The following is a 20250-nucleotide window of genomic DNA, read 5'->3' as shown; positions in this document are numbered from 1 at the left end:
TCGTGTGATCCTCGGCGTGCCGAGGAAGTCGCGCTTGCCCAGCTTCATGCCTTGCGCACGCAGGATCGCGTAAGCGGTGGTCGCGTGGAAATAGAAGTTCGGCTGCGAGAACGAGAGCAGGAAGTTGGCGCCCGTAAACGGTAGCCTGGTCTCGCCAAAGGCGAACTCGGTATCGTGGTTTGCCAAAGTCTCGAACGCGTCGCGGTCGATCGCCTTCAGGCTGGCTGTGGCCCTTTGTATAGCGCCATGCAGGCCTGCGAAATCGGTCGGCCATGGCGACATGTCAGGCGAGAACGTGCCTGCGCGTACACCCTCAATGCCGCCGACGGAGTGCGCGACGCAGGATTTTACCTGATAGCCGAACGGCAGCATATCCGGCACGAGCCGCGCGTCGATCAGGTCTGCCTCGGCCATCTTCTTCTCGGCACAGAATGTCTCCGCCTTCTCGAGCAATGCGTCGATAGCCGCCAGTGTCTGTAGGTTGGACGGGACCACGGCATCGTACAGGGAAAACGGCATGATCGTGCTCCGGTTGATTTCTGGCGCTGACCCGCCGCCTCGTAATATGGCCCGAGCCGTACCGCGGAGCGCAACCGGGGTCGCCTGATTTTTGCCGCCGGTGTGCCGGCACCGGTCCGAATACCGTCGCTCTTAGTCACATTCCACTTGCCTGTCGCGCCAACCAGAGCAATCACGCCCATGCCCCTCGTGAAAGCCGGGGGGCGGGGCGTGAGAACCTCAAACTGTAGGAACTCGGTCACGACTTTGTCGGGGCCGGGTGGCATGCGCGCATGTCCAGCCGGCAACGGTAAAGGCGCATGCGCCTGTGCCTACGGTCAGGTTCTCAACATCCGGCTTCGGCCGTCGCTCCGAGAGGACATAGGCGCGACGAACGAGGTCATCGGCACCGGCGTCGCCCGCATCAGGAGACGTCATGACCGGTCCGGATCAATCTTTCGCAGCGCGGCCGCATGCCCGCTACGGATGGCGCGCGCGCCAGCTCACCCATCAGTCATCGACGCGCGAGAACGCATTCGAACACGTGCTCCTGGGGCAGATCGGCGCCGAGCTGCTCGCGCGCGGCGTCGACTATGACGAGTATCACAGCAGCGTCGACAAGGAGGGCTTCGACGTCATGCTCGAAGCCGGCCACATCCAGCGTCACACCCAGTTGAAGGTGAAGATCAAGGGCGGCGCGCGCAGTGAGATTACCGTGCACACCCGGCTCGCCACTCGCCCGTCGGGCTGTGTGGTGTGGCTGACCTACGATCCCGTTGCGCGCGAGTTCTGCGACATCCGGTGGTTCGGCAGCCGTCCGGGCGAACCGCTGCCCGACCTGGGTACCAAGGTCGCCAAGCACAGCCGCGGCAACAGCCAGGGGGTGAAGGCGGACCGGCCCGAGCACCGGGTTTTGCCTGCTCGCCGCTTCGAGCGCCTTGCCGACACCGCCCATCTCGTTGACCGGCTTTTCGGCCGCCTGCCGCACGACCCACTCGCCTTCCTGCGCTCGCGGCTGCAGCTCGGTCACCTTCCTGAGGCAAGCTGGCTGGCGGAGGTAGCCGACGGAGACTTCACCGCGATCCCCGAGGGTTTGGCGTGGGGCGAAGATGCGACACGGTTTGCTCACCTGGTGGACGGCTTTCGCCTCCTCGAGCTGCTCGACCGCGGCGATCCTGACGTGTTCCTAGACCGGCAGCGTCAGGCACAGAAGGATACCGGGTGCTGGCCGGGCGACGCCGCTCTGCTCTGGACCACTCTGTTCATGGAAGCGCGTGCAGACCACTTCGGCGCCAACGACTTCACGAACGAGCTGCCTCACCTCGACCTGCTCTGCCGCCAGCTCCGCGATGCGCTGATCGAATTGGACACCAACCATGCGTAAGTCGCGCCTCATCGGCACTGCGATTACCATCGCCGCGATCGGCTTCGTCCCCGCGCTATCGGCGAAGAAGGCGCCCAGGCTTGTCTGGCAAGTCGCGCGAAGCAGCGACCCGATCACCGGCGCGGCCAGCTGCATCGTCGCTGCCTATGATCAGGCGAGCGGTATCAGCTACACCCGCACTGGTGCGCTGTATCCGTTCGTCGAGAACAGCAGCACCCACGGCGTGCTGGTCGGGGTGGGCAGCGGTGGCCGGTTCCGAACGCCGACCGGCGACATAGTATGGCGGGTCGATGGCCAGCCATACCGGACGCTGTCGGCTGCCGACAACCCGGCAGGCGCGACCGTATCCGCCATCCCGCCGGGCAACGCCGCCATGCAGCAGCTGATCGATCAGCAGATGCGGCTGGTTGCCGCTGCGACCGCGACCGGCACGGTCGCGGGCGGCGATACCGCCCGCGCAATGCTGAAGGAAATGCTGGCCGGCAGCGGGCTGGTCTTCCGGGCGGCAGCAGCCACCGCCGGCTACGGTCTCCCGACCGGCGCCGATCGGCGTGTCGGTCTGCTGACCAAGAACGGGATACGTCCCTACCCGCTCGACGAGAGCTTCAGGGCGGGGCTGATATCGTGCGGGGTACCAGTCGCAGTATCGACCTCTGCAGGCTGAGGCGACGGCGCGGGACTGAAGGCAGACGGCTTCTTCTCCTGCGCCTTCTCCCAATCGTCCATTGGAGCGTAGTTCGCCTCCCTGAACTTTGCCTGGTTCCGCGCAGCACGCTCCTTCCATTCTTCCGCTGAAGGCGCTCTAGGCACCACCAACACTCCACCACGAGGCGGCGGCTGGTCGAGCTTTAGCGTCGTGCGCTTCTGATCCAGCATCCGCATGGCGCGGAGGTCCCCTTTCAGCGCCTTGGCTTGCAGGATGCGAAGCTCCACCTCCCGCTTCGACTTCATGACTCCATCAATCTCGATCGTCTCCGCATCAAGTCGCTGCATGATCAGCCGGTCGTTGGTCTGCACCAGCGGTTGCACCTTCTTCGGCCGTCCTCGCGGGTTGCCCGATTTGCCCTTCTGGAACCTGTGCTTGGCGGGGGGCTTCCTGTACCCGGCCTTACCCTCGTCCTTATTCATCGCTCTCTCCTCCAAAGGAGAGACACCAGTAGGAGAGCCCGCAGCCGCGGGCTCTCCGTTCAAATCAGCGATTAAGAATGACGGAGTCGTGCCTACGCGAGCGTCGAAGCTACCTCGTCGAACGTCGCCTCAGTACCGGCAAGCATGGCCGACTTGCCGGTCGCCTTCTGCCAACGCCGGACGGCTACATCGACGTAATGCGGATCGATCTCCAGCGCCCGTCCCCAACGTCCGGTTTCTTCGCAGGCCATGATCGTCGTGCCGGATCCAGAAAATGCATCGAGCACAATGCCGCGCCGCTTCGAGCAGTCACGGATCGCGTCTGCGATCATCGCCACGGGCTTTACCGTGGGGTGCATCGCCAGTTCCTCGTCGCGGCCCACCCTCATCGAGTTGATACCCGCATAATCCCATACGTTGGTGCGATAGCGGCCATGCTGACCAAGCTCGAAATTATTGATGTGAGGAGCAGTCCCGTTCTTAAACGCGAATATCAGTTCGTGCTTCGAACGATAGAACGCGCCCATTCCGCCGTTATCCTTGTTCCAGACAATGAGGTTCTTCAGTTCGGCGTAAGCGGCGTGTCCCGCAGTCAGCATCTCGCGCATGTGCCGCCAGTCCATACAGACGAAGTGAATCGATCCATCGACACTGAACGTCGCTAGCTGCCGGCATACATTGGTCAGAAAGTCGATGAACTCGGCCTCGGTCATTTCTCCCGATGCCATCGCGAACTCGCGGTGCTTGACCTTGCCGAGACCGCAGACATGCCCGTTTACCGGTACGTTATAAGGAGGATCGGTAACCACCACCTGCGCACGATCATCGCCGAGCAGAGTCGCGTAAGCGCCAGCGTCACGAGCATCGCCACACAGCAAACGGTGATTGCCGAGCAACCACATGTCGCCGCGACCGGTAATGGCGGGATCGTCGCGCTCAACTTCGGGCGCTGCGTCGGCGTCCAGCGCAGGCGTATCGCTGGCGTTGAGCAGTGCTTCCAGCTCACCGCCATCGAACCCCGTCAGAGCGAGATCAAAGCCCGCATCGACGGCCAGAATGGCGCCGAGCTCAAGCTGCAACAGTTCCTTGTCCCAGCCAGCGAGTTCGGCAAGCCGGTTGTCGGCAATAACATACGCGCGCCGCTCCGCCTTGGACAGGTGCTCGAGCCTGAGAACCGGCACCCGATCGAGATGAAGCAGCTTCGCTGCTGCAACGCGACCATGTCCTGCAATGATCGTGTTCGACGCATCGGCCAGCACCGGATTGGTAAAGCCGAAGCGCTCGATGCTGCGACGGATCTGCTCGATTTGCGCCCTGGAGTGCGTACGGGCGTTACGGTCATGACTGCGTAGCGATACGACCGCCACGGTTTCGAGCCTCTCGGGAAAGTGAACCACAGGTCTGCTCCTCGTTCTGGGAGCAGACCCACTGATCCTACCGCTCGCGCTACGCTCTCAGATTAATGCCGACCCTTTTTCATGGCCGAGATCTGATTGGACAAATGGCGACCAGTGATGTTGCCGAACCTCCTCGCCACCCGGTCAGCAGCAATCACCTTCGGCTCAAGCTCGCCGCGGCTTCGCTGGAGCTCGCCCGCCGCGATCTCACGGCGAACATCTTCCGCCTCCATCTCACGCAGGACGTCCGCCACCAAGCATTGAGACAAGGAAAGCTTCGAGCGCGGACGGCCCCGCCCCGCACGCAGGTCACCTCGAAGCGCGCGTAGCAGAAGTTCGCACAGCAGCGGGTCGGGAACGCTGGCTTCGCTGTTCTTGAGTACCTCAATCAGATCATCCGGACCGATCGCCTGCCCACGGTCGAGCCGAGCTCTAAGGTTCCCTGGCTGCGTGCGGTCCCACATTGCCCAAGGCGAGGATTGATGCATGGCGTGTCTCCTTTGCCCCACCGCCTTTGCATGCAAAGGTAAACACGGCGGTTAACGGAACGATAAAGCCGCCTGCACAACCCGCGTAATAACCCTGCTATGGATCCGGAATGTCCCTGATCCGCTCTGACTTCCTACCCTGTTTATTTGTAGTCAAAACTACTGGCTTAAGTAAAAAAGTGGCTGATAACTGCGGCTCAGCGCAATGTCTGGCGCGCAATGAGCGCTGCACATTTCTTCCGTTCACCCTGTTTTCTGGCGGGAACAGGGAACGGCCATCCAACTGCCATTCCGTACTGCGCGCTACCTCGGCAGAGAACGTCGGCCTGAAAGCCGTACTGCTCGTCCACTCGTGATCCTCCGCAGTACCAAACCGACCGGAGAACTCCCGCATTGGCGCGGTTCTTGGCGAGTTTCTCAGATTTTTCGCATGACCTAGGACTGGGTGGCGGAGCGGGAGGGATTCGAACCCTCGATACGCTTTTGGCGTATACTCACTTTCCAGGCGAGCGCCTTCGACCACTCGGCCACCGCTCCGCAAAGATTTGCCTGGAAGGGGTGCGCCGTATCGCGGCTGGTGCTCGCGCGCAAGCCGGACATGGCAGCGTTGCGCGCGCGGTCGGGGTGGGGCAGGCTATCGGGCATGATCACCCTTCTTTTGCCGTTGCTCCTCGCCCAGGCCGCGGCGGCGCAGTCCGCCGGGCGGACCGCGCCCGATGCGCGGTCGCCGGCCGAGATCGTCGCCGCCGCCTCGCCGGACCAGTGGTCGTCGATCACGGCCGAAGACCTGATCGTCATGGACCTTGCCGCCGATGCGCGCGGGCGGGCGCGGCGGGTGGTGATCCAGCTGATGCCGCCGCCCTTCGGCCAAGGCTGGATCGCGAACATCCGGACGCTGGCGCGGGCGCGCTGGTGGGACGGAACGAGCGTCAACCGGGTGCAGGACAATTACGTCGCGCAATGGGGCGATGCGACGGAGAAGAAGGTGCTTCCGGCGGGGTTGGGGAAGATGCCGGAGAGCGGATATGTCGCCCGGCTCGATCGGGTAAAGGGGAATGGCTATTATCCGGGTCGGAGCCAGGATCCATATGACGGCCTTCCGCAATTTCTGATGGGATGGCCGACTATGTTCGACCTTGGTACGGATGCGATCTGGCCCGTCCACTGCTACGCCGCCGTCGGTGTCGGCCGCAACCTGTCGCCCGACACCGGCACCGGCGCCGAACTGTACACCGTGATCGGCCATGCGCCGCGTCATCTCGATCGGAACATCGCGGTCGTCGGACGCGTGATCGAGGGGATCGAGCATCTGTCCTCGCTCCCACGCGGGACGGAAGCGCTGGGTTTCTACAAGACCGCCGCCGAGCGCACGCCGATCCGATCGATCCGGCTGGCAAGCGACCTGCCCGCGGCGGAGCGGCCACGCTTCCAGTATCTGTCGACCGAGAGCGTGAGCTTCGCGCGCTACGCCGACGCCCGCGCGAACCGCCGCGACGCGTTCTTCATCCGCCCGGCCGGCGGCGCGGACATCTGCAACGTACCCGTGCCGGTGCGGCGAGAACCCTGACCTTTCAACTCCAGCGAAACATCACTTCGCGGGAAGCGCGTCAGCGCCCGACCCACTCCGCGACCTGCGTGGCGACCCGGTTGGCCGCGTCGCCGAGCGCGGAGCCCGCATTGGCGGCGTCGATCGCGGTGACCGGCACGCGCGCCTCGAACCGGCGTTTCTCCACCTGCGTCGCATCGCCGCGGATCAGCGAGGCGTCGAAGGTCACCACCGCCTCGCGCGTGGTCGCGTCGAGGTCGAAGCGGCGGATCTCGCCGCTCAGGCGCGCGCCCGGATCGACCGCCGATTGCGCGGTCGAAAGGACGAGGCGGCCCGTACCGGCGGTGATCGTGTCGGCCAGCAACCGGGCAAAAAGACGCGCGGGCGGCTCGGCCCATTGCGCGTCCTTCACATAGGCGATCGTCGTCGGGGTCGCGCGCACCGGCACGCGCGCCGTGGCGAGCGCCTGGGGGACGCTGGGCACGGCCACGGTGACCGCGCCGGTCCCGGTCGCGCGCTGGACGGGGCCGACCGGCACCGTCGCGGTCGTCTCGATCGTCAGCAGGGACGGCGGGGGTGCCGCGCCGAAGCTGATGCAACCCGCCAGTGGGGCCGCGAGCAGGAGGATGGCATAGCGCATGATCGGCCTCACTTACCCTTGTAATCCGGCAGCTTGGACTGCCCGACGAGCGCGCCCGCGCCCCCCTGATCGACCTTTTCCGCGATCGACGACAGGGCAGCGCTGGTCTGGCGCAGGTCGCGCACCAACTGCCCGACTTCGGGAATCGTCTGCTTGGAAAAGGCCTGGAGCCCCGGCCGCGCGTCGCCGATCGCGCCACTGAGCGCATCCGCCGAGCGCTGCGCCGAGTCGATCGTGCGGTTGAGATTGGCGACGGTCGGCTGGATGTCGTTGGCGAGCACGCCGTTGGTCGTATTCGCCAGCGCGCCGACCTGCTGCGCGGCGTCGCCCGCCTGCTGGATGGCAACCCTCGTCTGCGCCAGCGTCGCGGCGATCTCGGGCGCGCGGTCCGCAAAGGCGTCGGTCAGGCGGCCGGTATTTTCGAGAATGCCCGCGATCGACGCCTGGTTCTTGTCGGTGAGCAGCCCGGTCAGCCGGTCGGTCAGCGTCGACAGCCGCTCGAGCAGCTGGGGCGCCGAATTGAGGATCGCGCCCAGCCCGCCGGTCCGCGTCGGGATGACCGGAACCCCGTAGGGGCAGGCGCTGCTGGTGTCGGGTTCGGGGCAGGCGATCGGGGGCGCCCCTTTGCGCGCGCCGTCGAGCGAGATCTGGCTGACGCCGGTGAAACCGACCGACGAGATGCTCGCGGTGGTGCCCTGAAGGATCGGCGTATCCTCGTTGACGCGAATGCGGACGCGGACAAACTCGATGTTGTTGCGCCATAATTCGATCTGCGTCACCTGGCCGAGCGGCACGCCCGCGAAGGTGACGCCGGAGCCGCGCGCGAGGCCGTCGACCGATTGCGGGAAGAAGATGTCGTACTCCTTCTCCGACGCGCCGCCGAGCCGGGCGATCCAGATCGTGAACAGCCCGAGCAGCGCCAGCAGCAGCAACACGACCGCGCCGACCAGGACATGGTTGGATCTGGTTTCCATCAGCTATTCGTCCTCGCCCGGGCCAGGTCCTTGGTCGCGACGGCGGCGCGTCCGCGAGGCCCCTTGAAATATTCGGCGATCCAGGGGTGATCGGTCGCCAGCAATTCGTCGATGGTGCCGATCGCGATCACGCGCCTGTCCGCGAGCACCGCCACCCGGTCGCATATCGCGTGCAGCGTGTCGAGGTCGTGGGTGATCAGGAATACCGTCAGCCCCAGGGTACGCTGGAGCGAGCGCGTCAGCTCGTCGAACGCGGCCGCGCCGATCGGGTCGAGCCCGGCGGTGGGCTCGTCGAGGAAGAGCAGGTCGGGATCTAGCGCCAGCGCGCGCGCGAGGCCGGCGCGCTTCTTCATGCCGCCCGACAATTCGGCCGGATATTTGGGACCGGCATCGGCGGGCAAGCCGGTCATCACGACCTTGAACGAGGAAATCTGGTCGAGCAGCGCCTGGTCGAGCGCGGGGTAGAATTCGCGTAAAGGGACCTGGACGTTCTCGGCGACGGTCAGCGTCGAGAATAGCGCGCCGCCCTGGAACAGCACGCCCCAGCGCTTGCTGATCTCGGCCATCTCGCCTTCCTCGCGGCCGATGGTGGGCTTGCCGAAAACGGTGATCTCGCCCGCCTGGGGCGCCTGCAGCCCGATGATCGAGCGCATCAGCACCGACTTTCCCGTCCCCGACCCACCGACAACGCCCAAAATCTCGCCGCGCCGGACGTCGAGGTCGAGTCGGTCATGAATGACCGCATCGCCGAACGCGTTGCGCAGCCCGCGCACGCGGACGATCGGTTCGTCGGTGCTTTTACCCGCCATCAGTTCCACCCGACCCAGGTGAAGAACACCGCGAAAAAGGCGTCGAGGACGATGACGAGGAAGATCGCCTGGACGACGGCCGCCGTGGTGCGCTTGCCGACCTGTTCGGCGTCCGCTTCGACCTGCATGCCCTGAAAACACCCGGCGATCGCGATGATCGCGCCGAAGACGGGCGCCTTGATCAGGCCGACATAAAGGTCGGTGATCGGCACCACCTCGCGGATACGCTGGATGAAGGTGACGGGCGGGATGTCGAGCGTCGCCCAGGACAGCAGCCCGCCGCCGATGATGGCGATGACCGACGCGTAGAAGCCGAGCAGCGGCATCAGCAGGATCGCGGCGACGGTGCGCGGCACGACCAGCGCCTCCATGGGTGAGACGCCGATGGTGCGCAGCGCGTCGATCTCCTCGGTCAGCTTCATGGTGCCGATCTGCGCCGCGAAGGCCGATCCCGAGCGCCCCGCGACCATAATCGCGGTCATCAGCACGCCGAGTTCGCGCAGGGTCAGCCGGCCGACCAGGTTGATCGTGAACACCTCTGCGCCGAACTGACGGAGCTGCACCGCTCCCTGCTGCGCGATGACGATACCGATCAGGAAGCTCATCAGCCCGACGATGCCGAGCGCGGAGACGCCGACCGCTTCGAGTTCGTGCACCACCGCGTTGAAACGGAAGCGGCGCGGATGGCGGGCGATGTTGACGAAGGAGAGCGCCGTCGCGCCGAGAAAGCCGAGCAGGCCGTACATGGTGCGGAAACTGGTCGAGACCGCCTGCCCCACCTCGCCCAGCACACGCTTGAACGGGCTGACCGGAACGGGCCGGACGGCCGCCCCCTGATCGGCATCCTCGACCTGGGCGAACAGGTGACGGTCATTCTCGCCCAAGCCTTCGACCGCGGCTTCGTGGCGGGCGGCGAAGCGGTGGACGACCCAGGCGCCGATCGTGTCGAGCCGGTCGATCCCCGACAGGTCAATGCGCGCGACCCGCCCCTGATAGGCCGTCAGCCGTTCGGGCAGCGAGCCGAGCCGGGCCAACGACAGATCGCCGCTGAAGCGCACGACGCCGCCGTCATCGTCCGTCGTCGAGAAATCGGCCGCCCTGCTCATGCCCGTCCGCTAATGGGGGAATTGCTCGGGGGCGGCAAGGCGGTTGCGCTCGGTTCCCCGATAGCGCGGCTTCAAGCCAAAGCGAGGTCGACCGCGTGGATGATGAGCCCGACGAGCCCGCCGACCAACGTCCCGTTCACGCGTATATATTGCAGGTCGCGCCCGACGGCGTTCTCCAGCCGGCGGGTGATGGTGCGCGCATCCCAGCTCCGCACCGTTTCCGAGACGAGTTGCACGATGCCGTCCCCATAATCGGCCGCGATCCCGACCACGGTGCGGCGCACGAAGCGATTGATGGTGACGCCCAGCCGGCGATCGGTCTGGAGCGTCTCGCCGAGCTGGCGGAGCATGTCGCCCAGCTTGCCCGCCATCGCCGCTTCGGGATCGCGCGCCACACGGAGAAGGCCGGCGCGCGCCTGTTCCCACAAGCCGTCGAGCCAGCGCTGGACCGCGGGATTGTCGACCAGTTCGGCCTTGAGCGCCTCGATCCGCGCGCGGACCTCGGGATCATATTGCAGGTCCCAGGCGAGGCGATCGAGCCCTTCCTCGGCCTTGAGCCGCAGCGGGTGGGTCGGGTCGACCGCCATCTCGTTCAGGAGCTTGTCGAGCCCGTCGATCAGCTTGTCCGACACCGTCTCGTCCAGCCCGGTCCAGCGCAGGATCGATCCCGCGCGCTGGTGGACCATGGCGCGGATCAGATGCTCGTTCTGCCCCAGCGTCCGCGCCGCCCAGCGGATCGCGCCGTCGAGCAGCGGCGCGTGGCGGTTCTCCGCGATCGCCGCTTTGAGCAACTGACCCAGGATCGGCGACGCCTCGTTGGCGCGGATACGCGCGCCCACCGCCGCCTTGACCATGCCGCCCAGCCGCTCGGGATCGAAGGCCTGGAGCATCTCGGCGACCAGCCTGGAGCCGCCGCGCCGCACGCGCCCGCTGCCGCCCTTGGGATCGGCGAGCCAGCGCCCGGCCGCGCCCGCGACGTCGAGGCGGCGCATCCGGCGCCCGACGACGGAGGGGATCAGGAAATTGTCACGGAGGAACTGCGCGAGCGTGTCGCCGATCCGGTCCTTGTTACGCGGCACGATCGCGGTGTGGGGGATGGGGATACCCAGCGGGTGGCGGAACAGGGCGGTGATCGCGAACCAGTCCGCCAGCCCGCCCACCATCGCCGCCTCGGCAAAGGCACGCACGAAGCTCCAGGCGGTGCCCCGCGCGGGATCGATGTCGACCAGCGCGCGGCTGACGAGGAACAGGATCACCATGGCGACGAGCAGCCCGGTCGCGACCACCCGCATCCGCACGAGCGCCGCCGGCGCGGGTTCGCCGACGGGGCGCGTGACGGACCGGTGCTTCATGACGGGGGCAATGCGCGGACGGGCGGGAAGTTCATGCCGGACGCGCCGCTCCCGGCGGACGGGAGCGGCGCGCGACGCTCATTCGGCAGGCTGCACCCCATCCTCACCATAGCCGAGCTTGCCCTGCGCGGGCGCGAGCCGCGGGCCGCTCGGACCCGCAATGCCCACCACCTGCGCGCCGTCGTCGCCCGGGCGGTAGGTGAGCAGCCGCCGTCCGAGCCGCGGGCCGACCCAGCGCTCGACCCCGACCGCCAGGCTGAAGGTCGCGGGGACGATCAGCAGCGTGAGCAGGGTCGACAGGATCAGCCCGCCGATCACCGTCAGGCCCATGGGCGCGTTGAACGATCCGTCGCCCGACAGCGACAGGGCGGTCGGGACCATGCCGGCGACCATCGCCACCGTGGTCATGACGATGGGCTGGGCGCGCTTGTGCCCCGCGTCGATCACGGCGGTCAGCGTGTCCACGCCCTTGTTCATCTCCTCCAGCGCGAAGTCGATCAGCAGGATCGAATTCTTGGCGACGATCCCGAGCAGCATCAGCATGCCGATATAGACGGGCATGGAGATGGGCTGTCCCGCGAGCCACAGCGCGACGAGCCCGCCGAGCGGCGCGAGGAGCAGCGAGCCTAGGTTGACGAGCGGCGGGAGCACCCGGCGATAGAGCAGCAGCAGCACCGCAAAGACCAGGAACACGCCCGAGGCGACGGCGGTGATGAAGTTCTTGATCATCTCCTGTTCGAATTTGGAGCTGCCCACGGAGGGACGCGCGACGCCGACGGGCAGGTTCCGCATGGAGGGCAACGCATCGATCTGCTTTTGCGCGATCGACGATACGACTCCCGGCGCCAAGTCCGCACCCAGCGTGATCTGGCGCTGCTGGTTGAGCCGCTCGATCTTGGTCGGCCCCGCGCCCAGCCCGATGTCGGCGACCAGGCTCAGCGGCACGGACCCGCCCGACTGGGTCGACACCGGCAGGTTCTCGATCGTCGACAGGCTGGCGCGCGCCGACTGGTCGAGCGCCACCCGGATGGGCACCTGTCGATCGGACAGCGAGAAGCGCGCCGAATTCTGGTCGATGTCGCCCAGGGTCGCGATGCGGATGGCGTTGGACAGCGCCGAGGTGGTCACGCCCAGATTAGCGGCCAGATCGAGCCGGGGCCGGATCACGATCTCCGGCCGCTTCAGGTCGCCCGAGACGCGCGGGCTTTGCAGCGTCGGCAAGGTCGCCATCTCCGCCACGATCCTCTGCGCGGTGGTGTTGAGCAGCTCGGGATCGTCGCCGCCGAGCACGATGGTGATGTCGCGCCCGCTGCCGCCCCAACCGAATTGCGACTGGAACGACACGCGCGCGTCCGGGATCGCCGCGAGCTGGGGTGCCAGCCCGCGCTCGAATTCCGTGGATGTCTGCTTGCGATCCTCGCGCAGGGTGGCGGTCACGCGTCCGTTGCCGACGAAGCTGCGGGAATAGACCGACTCGACATCGGGCTGGCGGCTGAGAAGCTCGTAGACGCGCTCCACCACCCGCTCCGTCTGCGCCAGCGTCGTGCCCGGGACCATGGTGACGGTGGCCGTGGCGCGGTCGTTGTCGCGCGGCGGCTGGAAGGTCTTGGGAAGCAGGACGAACATCAGCACCGTCAGCGCGAACGCGACGCCGCCGATGCCGACCACCCACAGACGGTGGTCGCGCAGGCGCCCCGTCACGCGGGCGAACCCGCCGCGCGCGGCCACCGCCTTGGCGCGGCCGGTCTCCAGCGACCAGCGCAGCACGGCCATGTACTTGTCCATCAGCCAGCCCTCGCCATGGCTGGCGGGCCCGCCCGATTTCAGGAAATAGGCGGCGATCATGGGGGTGACGAGCCGCGCGACGCCCAGGCTCATCAGCACGGCCGCGACGACGGTCAGGCCGAAATTCTTGAAGAACTGCCCGGCGATGCCCGGCATCAGGCCGACGGGCAGGAACACCGCCACGATCGCCATGGTGGTGGCGAGCACGGCGAGACCGATCTCGTCGGCGGCGTCGATCGAGGCCTGATAGGCGGATTTACCCATCCGCATGTGGCGGACGATGTTCTCGATCTCCACGATCGCGTCGTCGACCAGCACACCGGCGACCAGGCTGAGCGCCAGCAATGTCATGGAGTTCAGGCTGAACCCCATCAGGTCCATGAACCAGAAGGCGGGAATGGCCGATAGCGGGATCGCCAGCGCCGAAATGATCGTCGCACGCCAGTCGCGCAGGAACAGGAAGACCACCACGACCGCCAGCACCGCGCCCTCGATGATGGCGCTGATCGCGGCGTGATATTGCTGCTCGGTATATTTAACGCTGTTCTGCCGGAGCACGAAGCGCACCTGCGGATTCCGCTTGGCCAGGGCTTCCAGCTTCTTCTCGGCCTCGTGGAACACCGTCACGTCGGACGCGCCCTTGGAGCGCTGGATGTCGAAGGACACCGTTTGCCGCCCGTCGACCGCCGCGCGGCTGCGCTGTTCGGCATAGGCGTCGCGGACCTGGGCGATGTCGGTCAGCCGCACCGTGCGGCCCGCACCGACGGATATCTGCGTCTGGCCGAGTTCATAGGCGGTCTTGGCGTTGCCCAGCACGCGCACCGATTGTTCGGACCCGGCGATCTCCGCGCGCCCGCCCGACGCGTCGACATTGATCTGGCGGAGCTGCTGGTTGACCTGGGTGGCGGTCAGCCCCTGCGACTGGAGCCGGAGCGGGTCGAGGATCACGCGGATCTCGCGCGACACGCCGCCATTGCGGTTGACCTTGGCGAGGCCGGGCACCGCGAGCAGTTCCTTGGCGACGGTGTTGTCGATGTACCAGGACAATTGTTCGACCGTCATGTCGGTCGCGATCGCCGAATAGCTGGCGAGGTCGCGGTCGGTGGTGTTCGCGCGGAACACCTGCGGCTCCAGGATGCCCTCGGGCAGGTCGCCGCGGATCTGCGCGATCGCGTCGCGCATGTCGTTGACCGCACGGTCGATGGGCGTGCCCAGCGCCAACTGGACCACGGTCTCCGACGAGCCCTCCGTCACCTCCGAGTTGATCTCGTCAATGCCTTGGAGGCCGCGCGCCGCCGCCTCCACGCGCTGGGTGACCTGGCCTTCCAGCTCGCTGGGCGCGGCGCCGGGCTGGTTGATCACGACGATGACGACCGGGAAGTCGATGTCGGGATCGTCGTTGACGTCCATCCCCATGAAGGAGACGATCCCCGCCAGCGTCAGGGCCAGGAACAGCACGATCGGGGGAACCGGGTTGCGGATAGCCCAGGCGGAGATGTTGCGGAAATCCATGGATCAGCTCGCCTTTGCCAGAACCGGCTTGACCGTCTGCCCCGGCGCCAGGAAGCCGCCCGCCGACCGCACCACGCGCTCGCTGCCGTCCAGCCCCGCCGCGATCGCGACCCCGCCGTCCGACACCTGGCCGATCCGCACGTCGCGCCGCGCGATCTTGCCCGCCGCATCCACGATATACACAAAGCTGCCGCGCTCGTCCGATTGCAGGGCGGAGTCGGGCAGCAGCGGCGCGACGGTCGCGCCCGCGACGATGGTCGCCGAAGCGAAGCCGCCCGGCCGCAGTGCGCGGTCGTAGCGGAGCGCGATCCGCGCGATGCCCTGGCGTGTCTGCGGGTCGATCACCGGCGCGACCTGCCAAACCTCGCCGTCGAACGCCTGTTGCGACCCCACCGGGGTCACCTTGGCGCGCGCACCGACCGACAGCCCCGTCAGATCCGATTCGGCGAGCCGTGCCTGCATCTCCATCTGGCCGCCCTGCGCCATGCGGAACATGACACCCGTGCCCTGCCCGACGATCTGGCCCGGTTCCACCTGACGCGTCAGGATCAACCCGGCGGCGGGTGCGCGGATGTCGAGCCGACCGGTTCGCGCGCGCTGCTCGGCGACCGCCGCCTGCGCCACGCTAACGCGCGCCTGGGCGGCATCGCGGGTAGCCCCGCGACGCTGAAGATCGGCCTTCGAGATGAAGCCGCGGTCGACAAGCGCCCGCGCCCGGTCGAGCTCGGCCTGGGCGAGCACCGCGTCGGAGCGCGCCACGTTCACCTGCGCGGAGAGCTGCGCGATGGTCTGCGTCTGGACGGAGCGATCGATCGTGGCGAGCACCTGCCCCGCCCCGACCCATTGGCCCGGTTCGACGAGTACGCGGGTGACGAGCCCGCCCTCCCCCGCCACACCGACGGGCATTTCGCGACGCGCGGCCAGCGTACCGGTGGCGGAGATCGTCCGATCCACGGATTCACGGCCCGGCGCGATCACGGTGACGGTGGGAAGCTGGGCCTCGCGCTTGCCCGCCGCGCCGTCCTTGCCGGCCGCGCCCCCGCCCGAAAAGGCCCAGGCCGCCGCCAGCGCCGCCAGGATAGCGATCAAGCCCGCGACGATCAGCATCCGACGCTTGCCGCGCCGTTCGGCGCCCTGGCCCATGTCGGGCAGCGCGTGCGCGCCCTGCCCTTCGATCGTCCCCGACTCGTAATTCATCCGCGCCACCAAATCCTCGACCCCGCCGCGATATCTCGAAGCTGTATTAGCGGAATATAGCACCCAGCTCAAGCCCGGCACCCCGCCCCCGGCACCGTCATGGGCTGGACCGCTTTCCGCCGCAAGCGGGGACGCGCGCGGGCGGTGCCGATCCCGTTCAGCTTCGGTTGCACCGGGCCGGGCCAGTGCCCGGCCGTGAGCGACGATATTGGGGAGATCACGAGATGCTTGGTTTGATGAAGGCGACCGCCGCGGGATTGATCCTGGTCGCGGGCACGGCCCCCGCGCAGACGGTTCCGGCGACGGTGGAGCCGCTGGTTCCCGCCTCGGGCGCGGTGCTCGACGTGGTCGCGCAGGGGCGGACGACGCGGGTGCCCGACCTGGCGATGATCCGCGCAGGGGTGATCACGCAGGGCGCCACCGCGGCCGCGGCGATGCGCGACAATGCCGATCGCATGACACGCGTGCTCGCCGGACTTCGCCGGGCCGGGATCGCCGCGCGCGACATCCAGACGGCGCAGGTCAATCTGCAACCGCAATATCGCTATGCCGAGAACCAGCCGCCGGCGGTGACGGGATATCAGGCGACCAACAGCGTGGCGGTGCGGTTCCGCGACGTCGCCCGGTCCGGACCGATCCTCGACGCGCTCGTCGCCGAGGGCGCGAACCAGATCGACGGGCCGTCGCTCTCGCTCGACCAGCCCGACGCGGCGCTGGACGAGGCACGACGCGACGCCATTAGCCGGGCCCGTGCCCGAGCGGAGCTCTATGCGCGGGCTGCGGGGCTTCGTGTCGTGCGGGTGTTGGCGATCACGGAGGGCGGCTCGCCGATGGCCGGGCCGTCGCCTACGGCCGACACCATGCGCGAAATGCGGCGGGGCGAGTCCAAGACCGAGGTCGCCGCCGGCGAGGCCGAAGTCACCGCGACGGTGAGCGTTCGCTTCCTGCTTCGCTGAACGGGCGGCGGATGCCGCAAACCGCCGGCCAACGAAGAAAGCCGCCCGGTCGCCCGGACGGCCTTCTCGATCCTGGTCGTCGACGTTACGCTTGTTAGCGCACGCGCCCCCGGCGGACCAGGTTCACGATGGCGAGCAGGATGACCGCGCCGAGCAGCGAAACCAGGAACGACTTGATGTCGAGCCCAGCATTGTTGATCGATCCGCCATTGATGATCAGACCGCCCAGGAACGCGCCCACGATCCCCACGACGATGTTGAGGAAGATGCCTTGCTGCGCATCGGTGCGCATGATGATGCTGGCCAGCCAGCCGATCACGCCGCCCACGATGAGCCAGATGATGAAGTTGATCATAACGTCCCTCCGTTAACACCCGTTACATTCGGGCACCCCGGCATGACGTGCGAACCCCGGTCATTGTTCCGCCTGCGTAACTCGATTTAGTAGTTCTGTTGGCGCTCGTAGAGGTCGCGATAATGCTGGATGCGCGTGACGCGCAGGCCCGGCATCCCCGAACGATCGATCGCGCGCTGCCAGCCGGCGAACTCTTCCGCGGTCAGCGAGTAGCGCTCGCATACCTCGTCGACCGACAACAGCCCGCCATTGACCGCGGCCACCACCTCGGCCTTGCGGCGCACCACCCAGCGGGTCGTGCTGGGCGGCGGCAGAGACTCCATCGTCAGGGATTCGCCGAGCGGGCCGATGACTTTGGCGGGCCGTATCTTCTGGTTCTCGATCATCTGCACCTTCTATCGGGGCGGGGAGCCCCCTTACGCTTTCCTGCTACATCGCCGGGCTTGAACGCCGGCTAAAACGGCTTGGTGAACAACGCCTTCACCCGTTCTTCCATTCGGCCAGACACGACCCGGTCGCCGCGCTGAAACGCCCCTCCGCCGGGGCGAACGGCGTCGCCGGCTGTGCACGGGCGGCGCGCGTCAGCTCGATCTGAACGCCCGCAGTGACGCTTGCCGCCTGCCGCGCGGCGACGCCGACCATCAACACGGCCAGATCCGCCGGCAACATGCACAGCTCGGACGCGCGGTCGAAACGGGTGAAGCTCAGATCCAATCGTCATGCCTGCCTGCGTCCGAGTGAGCCCCGTCCTAACCGGCAGCGCATGAAGGTCGGGTAAAACCCGCCTCAAGGCTTTGTGAACCTTGAGATCGGACGCTTTTGCATCGGCCCGCCCGAGCGACTATCTGCGCGGGGATTCATGACCCATGTCGATTTCCAGCTCGGGGGCGACCTCGCCGCGAAACGCATCGTCGTCGCCATGTCGGGCGGCGTCGACAGCTCGGTCGTGGCCGCGCTCGCCGCGCGCACCGGTGCCGAGGTGATCGGCATCACGCTCCAGCTCTACGATCACGGCGAGGCGGCCGGGCGGGCGGGGTCGTGCTGCGCGGGACGCGACATCCGCGACGCACGGGCGGTGTGCGACCGGCTGGGCATCGCGCATTACGTCTTCGACCACGAAACGAGCTTCCGCACCCAGGTGGTGGACCGTTTCGCGGACGAATATCTGGCGGGACGCACTCCGATCCCGTGCGTCCAATGCAACATGGGACCTAAATTCACCGACCTGCTGGGGCTGGCGCGCGAGTTGGGGGCGGACTGTCTGGCGACGGGTCATTACGTGCGCCGGGTCGAGGGGACGGCGGGATCCGAGCTCCACCGCGGCGCCGACCCGGCGCGCGACCAGAGCTATTTCCTGTTCGCGACCACCACCGCGCAGCTCGACTATCTGCGCTTTCCGCTGGGCGGGCTGCCCAAGGCACGGGTGCGCGAGATCGCGGCCGAGCTGGAACTGGAGGTCGCGGCCAAGCCCGACAGCCAGGACATCTGCTTCGTCCCCGACCGCGACTATGCCGGGCTGGTCCGCAAGCTGCGCCCCGACGCCGATACGGCCGGCGAGATCGTCGACCTGTCCGGGCGCACCCTGGGCGCGCACCGGGGCCTGATCCACTTCACCGTCGGCCAGCGCCGCGGGCTGGAGATCGGCGGCGCCCCCGAGCCGCTCTATGTGGTGCGGATCGAGCCGGCGACGCGGCGGGTGGTCGTCGGGCCCAGGCGGGCGCTGGCGGTCGACGCCGCGCGGCTGACCGACCTGAACCGCATCGGCGCCACGTCGGACGGCGCCGTGACGGTCAAGGTGCGTTCGATGGCCAAGCCGGTTCCGGCACGCCTGGAAGGCGAACGCATCCTGTTCGACCGGCCCGAATATGGCGTGGCGCCGGGCCAGGCCGCCGTCTTCTACGCGGGCGAGCGCGTGCTGGGCGGCGGATGGATCGCCGAGACGCAGGCGGCGCTCGAACTCGCCTGAGCGAGCACCTCCCGCGGGGACGGAACGCGCGGGGCGCGATACCGTTACACCCCCGTGATCGGGGGAATCGGATGAAGATCGTCGTGTTCGGGCTGACCGTCAGCTCGTCCTGGGGCAATGGTCATGCGACCTTGTGGCGCGGGCTGATCCGGGCGCTCGGCGCGCAGGGGCACCAGCTGACCTTCGTCGAGCGCGACCAGCCCTGGTATGCGGAGAATCGCGATCTGCACGATCTGCCGGGCGGGCGCCTGATCCTGTACCGCGACTGGTCGGACGTGCTCGCGCGCGGGCGCGAGCTGCTCGACGCCGATGCGCTGGTCGTCACCTCCTATTGCCCCGATGCGCGCGCCGCCGAGGCGCTGATCCATGAGCGCGGGCGCGGGCGGACGATCTTCTACGACCTCGACACGCCGGTAACGCTGGGGCGGCTCGCCGCCGGGGAGCCCGTCGACTACCTCCCCGAGGACGGGCTCGGCCGGTTCGACCTGGTGCTGAGCTATACCGGAGGCCCAGCGCTCCAGGCCCTGCGCGACCGGCTGGGCGCGCGGCGGACGGCGCCGCTCTACGGGCATGTCGACCCGGCGGCGCACCGCCCGGTGCCGCCGCGGGACCTGTTCCGGGGCGACCTGTCCTATCTGGGCACCTATGCCGCCGATCGTCAGCCGACGCTCGACCAGCTGTTCGTGGAGCCGGCCACGCGCGCGCCCGGTCAACGCTTCGTGCTCGGCGGATCGAGCTATCCCGCCGACTTCCCGTGGCAGCCCAATATCTGGTTCATGAACCATGTGGCGCCGCCCGATCATCCGGCGTTCTTCTGCTCGTCGCGGCTGACGGTGAACGTCACGCGGGCGGACATGGCCGCGATGGGCTGGTGCCCCTCGGGGCGGCTGTTCGAGGCGGCGGCGTGCGGGGTGCCGATCGTGTCGGACGATTGGGACGGGCTGGACCGCTTCTTCACGCCGGGCGAGGAGATCCTGCTCGCGGGCGGCGCGCAGGACACGCTGGACGCGCTGGCGCTGTCGGATGCGGAGTTGGCGCGGATCGCGGCGGCGGCGCGGGCGCGGGTGCTGGCGGAGCATAGCTCCGAGCACCGCGCGCGCGAGCTGGTCGGGCTGATCGAGTCCGCCGACGATGCCCAGGCGGCGGCCGCGTAAGCG

The 20250-nt window shown here is 67.6% G+C and carries 20 protein-coding genes and 1 tRNA gene; 6 read left to right on the top strand and 15 right to left on the bottom strand.

Annotated elements, in window-relative coordinates; all coding sequences use genetic code 11:
* The coding region (locus VF592_RS07190) for a DUF1993 domain-containing protein (RefSeq protein WP_331004930.1) at positions 1-519 on the bottom strand (519 nt) is incomplete at its 3' end.
* A 415-nt stretch (positions 520-934) separates the two neighbouring features.
* On the opposite strand from VF592_RS07190, the gene VF592_RS07185 reads away from it, so the two are divergent.
* Both VF592_RS07185 and VF592_RS07180 read left to right on the top strand, forming a co-directional pair.
* Positions 935-1882, top strand: coding sequence for a hypothetical protein (locus tag VF592_RS07185; protein WP_331004929.1), 948 nt, complete (start codon positions 935-937; stop codon positions 1880-1882).
* Positions 1875-2546, top strand: coding sequence for a hypothetical protein (locus VF592_RS07180; protein ID WP_331004928.1), 672 nt, complete (start codon positions 1875-1877; stop codon positions 2544-2546). Before VF592_RS07185 ends, VF592_RS07180 begins: the two co-directional genes overlap by 8 nt.
* On the opposite strand, the gene VF592_RS07175 is transcribed toward VF592_RS07180, so the two are convergent.
* From VF592_RS07175 to VF592_RS07160, 4 genes are all read right to left on the bottom strand, one after another.
* On the bottom strand, positions 2468-3010 hold the full coding sequence (locus VF592_RS07175; protein WP_331004927.1) for a DUF5681 domain-containing protein: 543 nt from the start codon (positions 3008-3010) through the stop codon (positions 2468-2470). The genes VF592_RS07180 and VF592_RS07175 overlap by 79 nt on opposite strands.
* Before the next feature lie 92 nt (positions 3011-3102).
* Positions 3103-4407: a DNA methyltransferase gene (locus VF592_RS07170; protein WP_331004926.1), complete on the bottom strand. Its 1305-nt coding sequence runs from the start codon at positions 4405-4407 to the stop codon at positions 3103-3105.
* A gap of 62 nt (positions 4408-4469) precedes the next feature.
* Positions 4470-4895, bottom strand: a complete 426-nt coding sequence (locus VF592_RS07165) for a hypothetical protein (protein ID WP_331004925.1) — start codon at positions 4893-4895, stop codon at positions 4470-4472.
* A 446-nt stretch (positions 4896-5341) separates the two neighbouring features.
* Positions 5342-5432 (bottom strand) — tRNA-Ser (locus VF592_RS07160).
* Positions 5433-5538: 106 nt separating this feature from the next.
* Here VF592_RS07160 and VF592_RS07155 point away from each other — a divergent pair.
* Positions 5539-6462, top strand: a complete 924-nt coding sequence (locus tag VF592_RS07155) for a peptidylprolyl isomerase (RefSeq protein ID WP_331004924.1) — start codon at positions 5539-5541, stop codon at positions 6460-6462.
* A gap of 40 nt (positions 6463-6502) precedes the next feature.
* Here the strand turns inward: VF592_RS07155 and VF592_RS07150 are convergent, their stop codons facing one another.
* From VF592_RS07150 to VF592_RS07120, 7 genes are all read right to left on the bottom strand, one after another.
* Positions 6503-7081 carry an ABC-type transport auxiliary lipoprotein family protein gene (locus tag VF592_RS07150; protein WP_331004923.1) on the bottom strand — a complete coding sequence of 193 codons (579 nt, stop codon included), beginning with the start codon at positions 7079-7081 and terminating at the stop codon, positions 6503-6505.
* 8 nt (positions 7082-7089) lie between these two features.
* Positions 7090-8055, bottom strand: a complete 966-nt coding sequence (locus VF592_RS07145) for an MlaD family protein (protein WP_331004922.1) — start codon at positions 8053-8055, stop codon at positions 7090-7092.
* Entirely contained in the window at positions 8055-8864 is an 810-nt protein-coding gene (locus VF592_RS07140) for an ABC transporter ATP-binding protein (RefSeq protein WP_331004921.1), read from the bottom strand. The genes VF592_RS07145 and VF592_RS07140 overlap by 1 nt, the downstream gene beginning before the upstream one ends.
* Positions 8864-9970, bottom strand: coding sequence for an ABC transporter permease (locus tag VF592_RS07135; RefSeq protein WP_331004920.1), 1107 nt, complete (start codon positions 9968-9970; stop codon positions 8864-8866). Before VF592_RS07135 ends, VF592_RS07140 begins: the two co-directional genes overlap by 1 nt.
* 71 nt (positions 9971-10041) lie before the next feature.
* Positions 10042-11322: a DUF445 domain-containing protein gene (locus tag VF592_RS07130; protein WP_331004919.1), complete on the bottom strand. Its 1281-nt coding sequence runs from the start codon at positions 11320-11322 to the stop codon at positions 10042-10044.
* A 78-nt stretch (positions 11323-11400) separates the two neighbouring features.
* A complete protein-coding gene (locus VF592_RS07125) occupies positions 11401-14619 on the bottom strand; it encodes an efflux RND transporter permease subunit (RefSeq protein ID WP_331004918.1) in 3219 nt (1072 codons plus the stop codon).
* A gap of 3 nt (positions 14620-14622) precedes the next feature.
* Positions 14623-15816, bottom strand: a complete 1194-nt coding sequence (locus tag VF592_RS07120; RefSeq protein WP_331004934.1) for an efflux RND transporter periplasmic adaptor subunit — start codon at positions 15814-15816, stop codon at positions 14623-14625.
* Between the two features lie 236 nt (positions 15817-16052).
* Between VF592_RS07120 and VF592_RS07115 the strand changes: the two genes are divergently transcribed.
* Positions 16053-16772, top strand: coding sequence for an SIMPL domain-containing protein (locus VF592_RS07115; RefSeq protein WP_331004917.1), 720 nt, complete (start codon positions 16053-16055; stop codon positions 16770-16772).
* Positions 16773-16866: 94 nt separating this feature from the next.
* On the opposite strand, the gene VF592_RS07110 is transcribed toward VF592_RS07115, so the two are convergent.
* From VF592_RS07110 to VF592_RS07100, 3 genes are all read right to left on the bottom strand, one after another.
* On the bottom strand, positions 16867-17124 hold the full coding sequence (locus tag VF592_RS07110; RefSeq protein WP_331004933.1) for a GlsB/YeaQ/YmgE family stress response membrane protein: 258 nt from the start codon (positions 17122-17124) through the stop codon (positions 16867-16869).
* 89 nt (positions 17125-17213) lie between these two features.
* Positions 17214-17513, bottom strand: a complete 300-nt coding sequence (locus VF592_RS07105; protein ID WP_331004916.1) for a DUF1153 domain-containing protein — start codon at positions 17511-17513, stop codon at positions 17214-17216.
* Positions 17514-17607: 94 nt separating this feature from the next.
* Positions 17608-17841, bottom strand: coding sequence for a hypothetical protein (locus tag VF592_RS07100; RefSeq protein ID WP_331004915.1), 234 nt, complete (start codon positions 17839-17841; stop codon positions 17608-17610).
* Positions 17842-17986: 145 nt separating this feature from the next.
* On the opposite strand from VF592_RS07100, the gene mnmA reads away from it, so the two are divergent.
* Both mnmA and VF592_RS07090 read left to right on the top strand, forming a co-directional pair.
* Positions 17987-19093, top strand: a complete 1107-nt coding sequence (mnmA, locus tag VF592_RS07095; RefSeq protein WP_331004914.1) for a tRNA 2-thiouridine(34) synthase MnmA — start codon at positions 17987-17989, stop codon at positions 19091-19093.
* 71 nt (positions 19094-19164) lie between these two features.
* The gene (locus tag VF592_RS07090; protein ID WP_331004913.1) at positions 19165-20247 is read left to right on the top strand and encodes a CgeB family protein; all 1083 of its coding nucleotides are present in this window, start codon (positions 19165-19167) and stop codon (positions 20245-20247) included.
* Positions 20248-20250 lie beyond the last annotated feature (3 nt).

The sequence above is a fragment of the Sphingomonas sp. genome (assembly GCF_036388435.1).
In the GTDB taxonomy this organism is placed as follows: domain Bacteria; phylum Pseudomonadota; class Alphaproteobacteria; order Sphingomonadales; family Sphingomonadaceae; genus Sphingomonas.
This window is presented reverse-complemented; position numbering and strand designations above follow the sequence as displayed.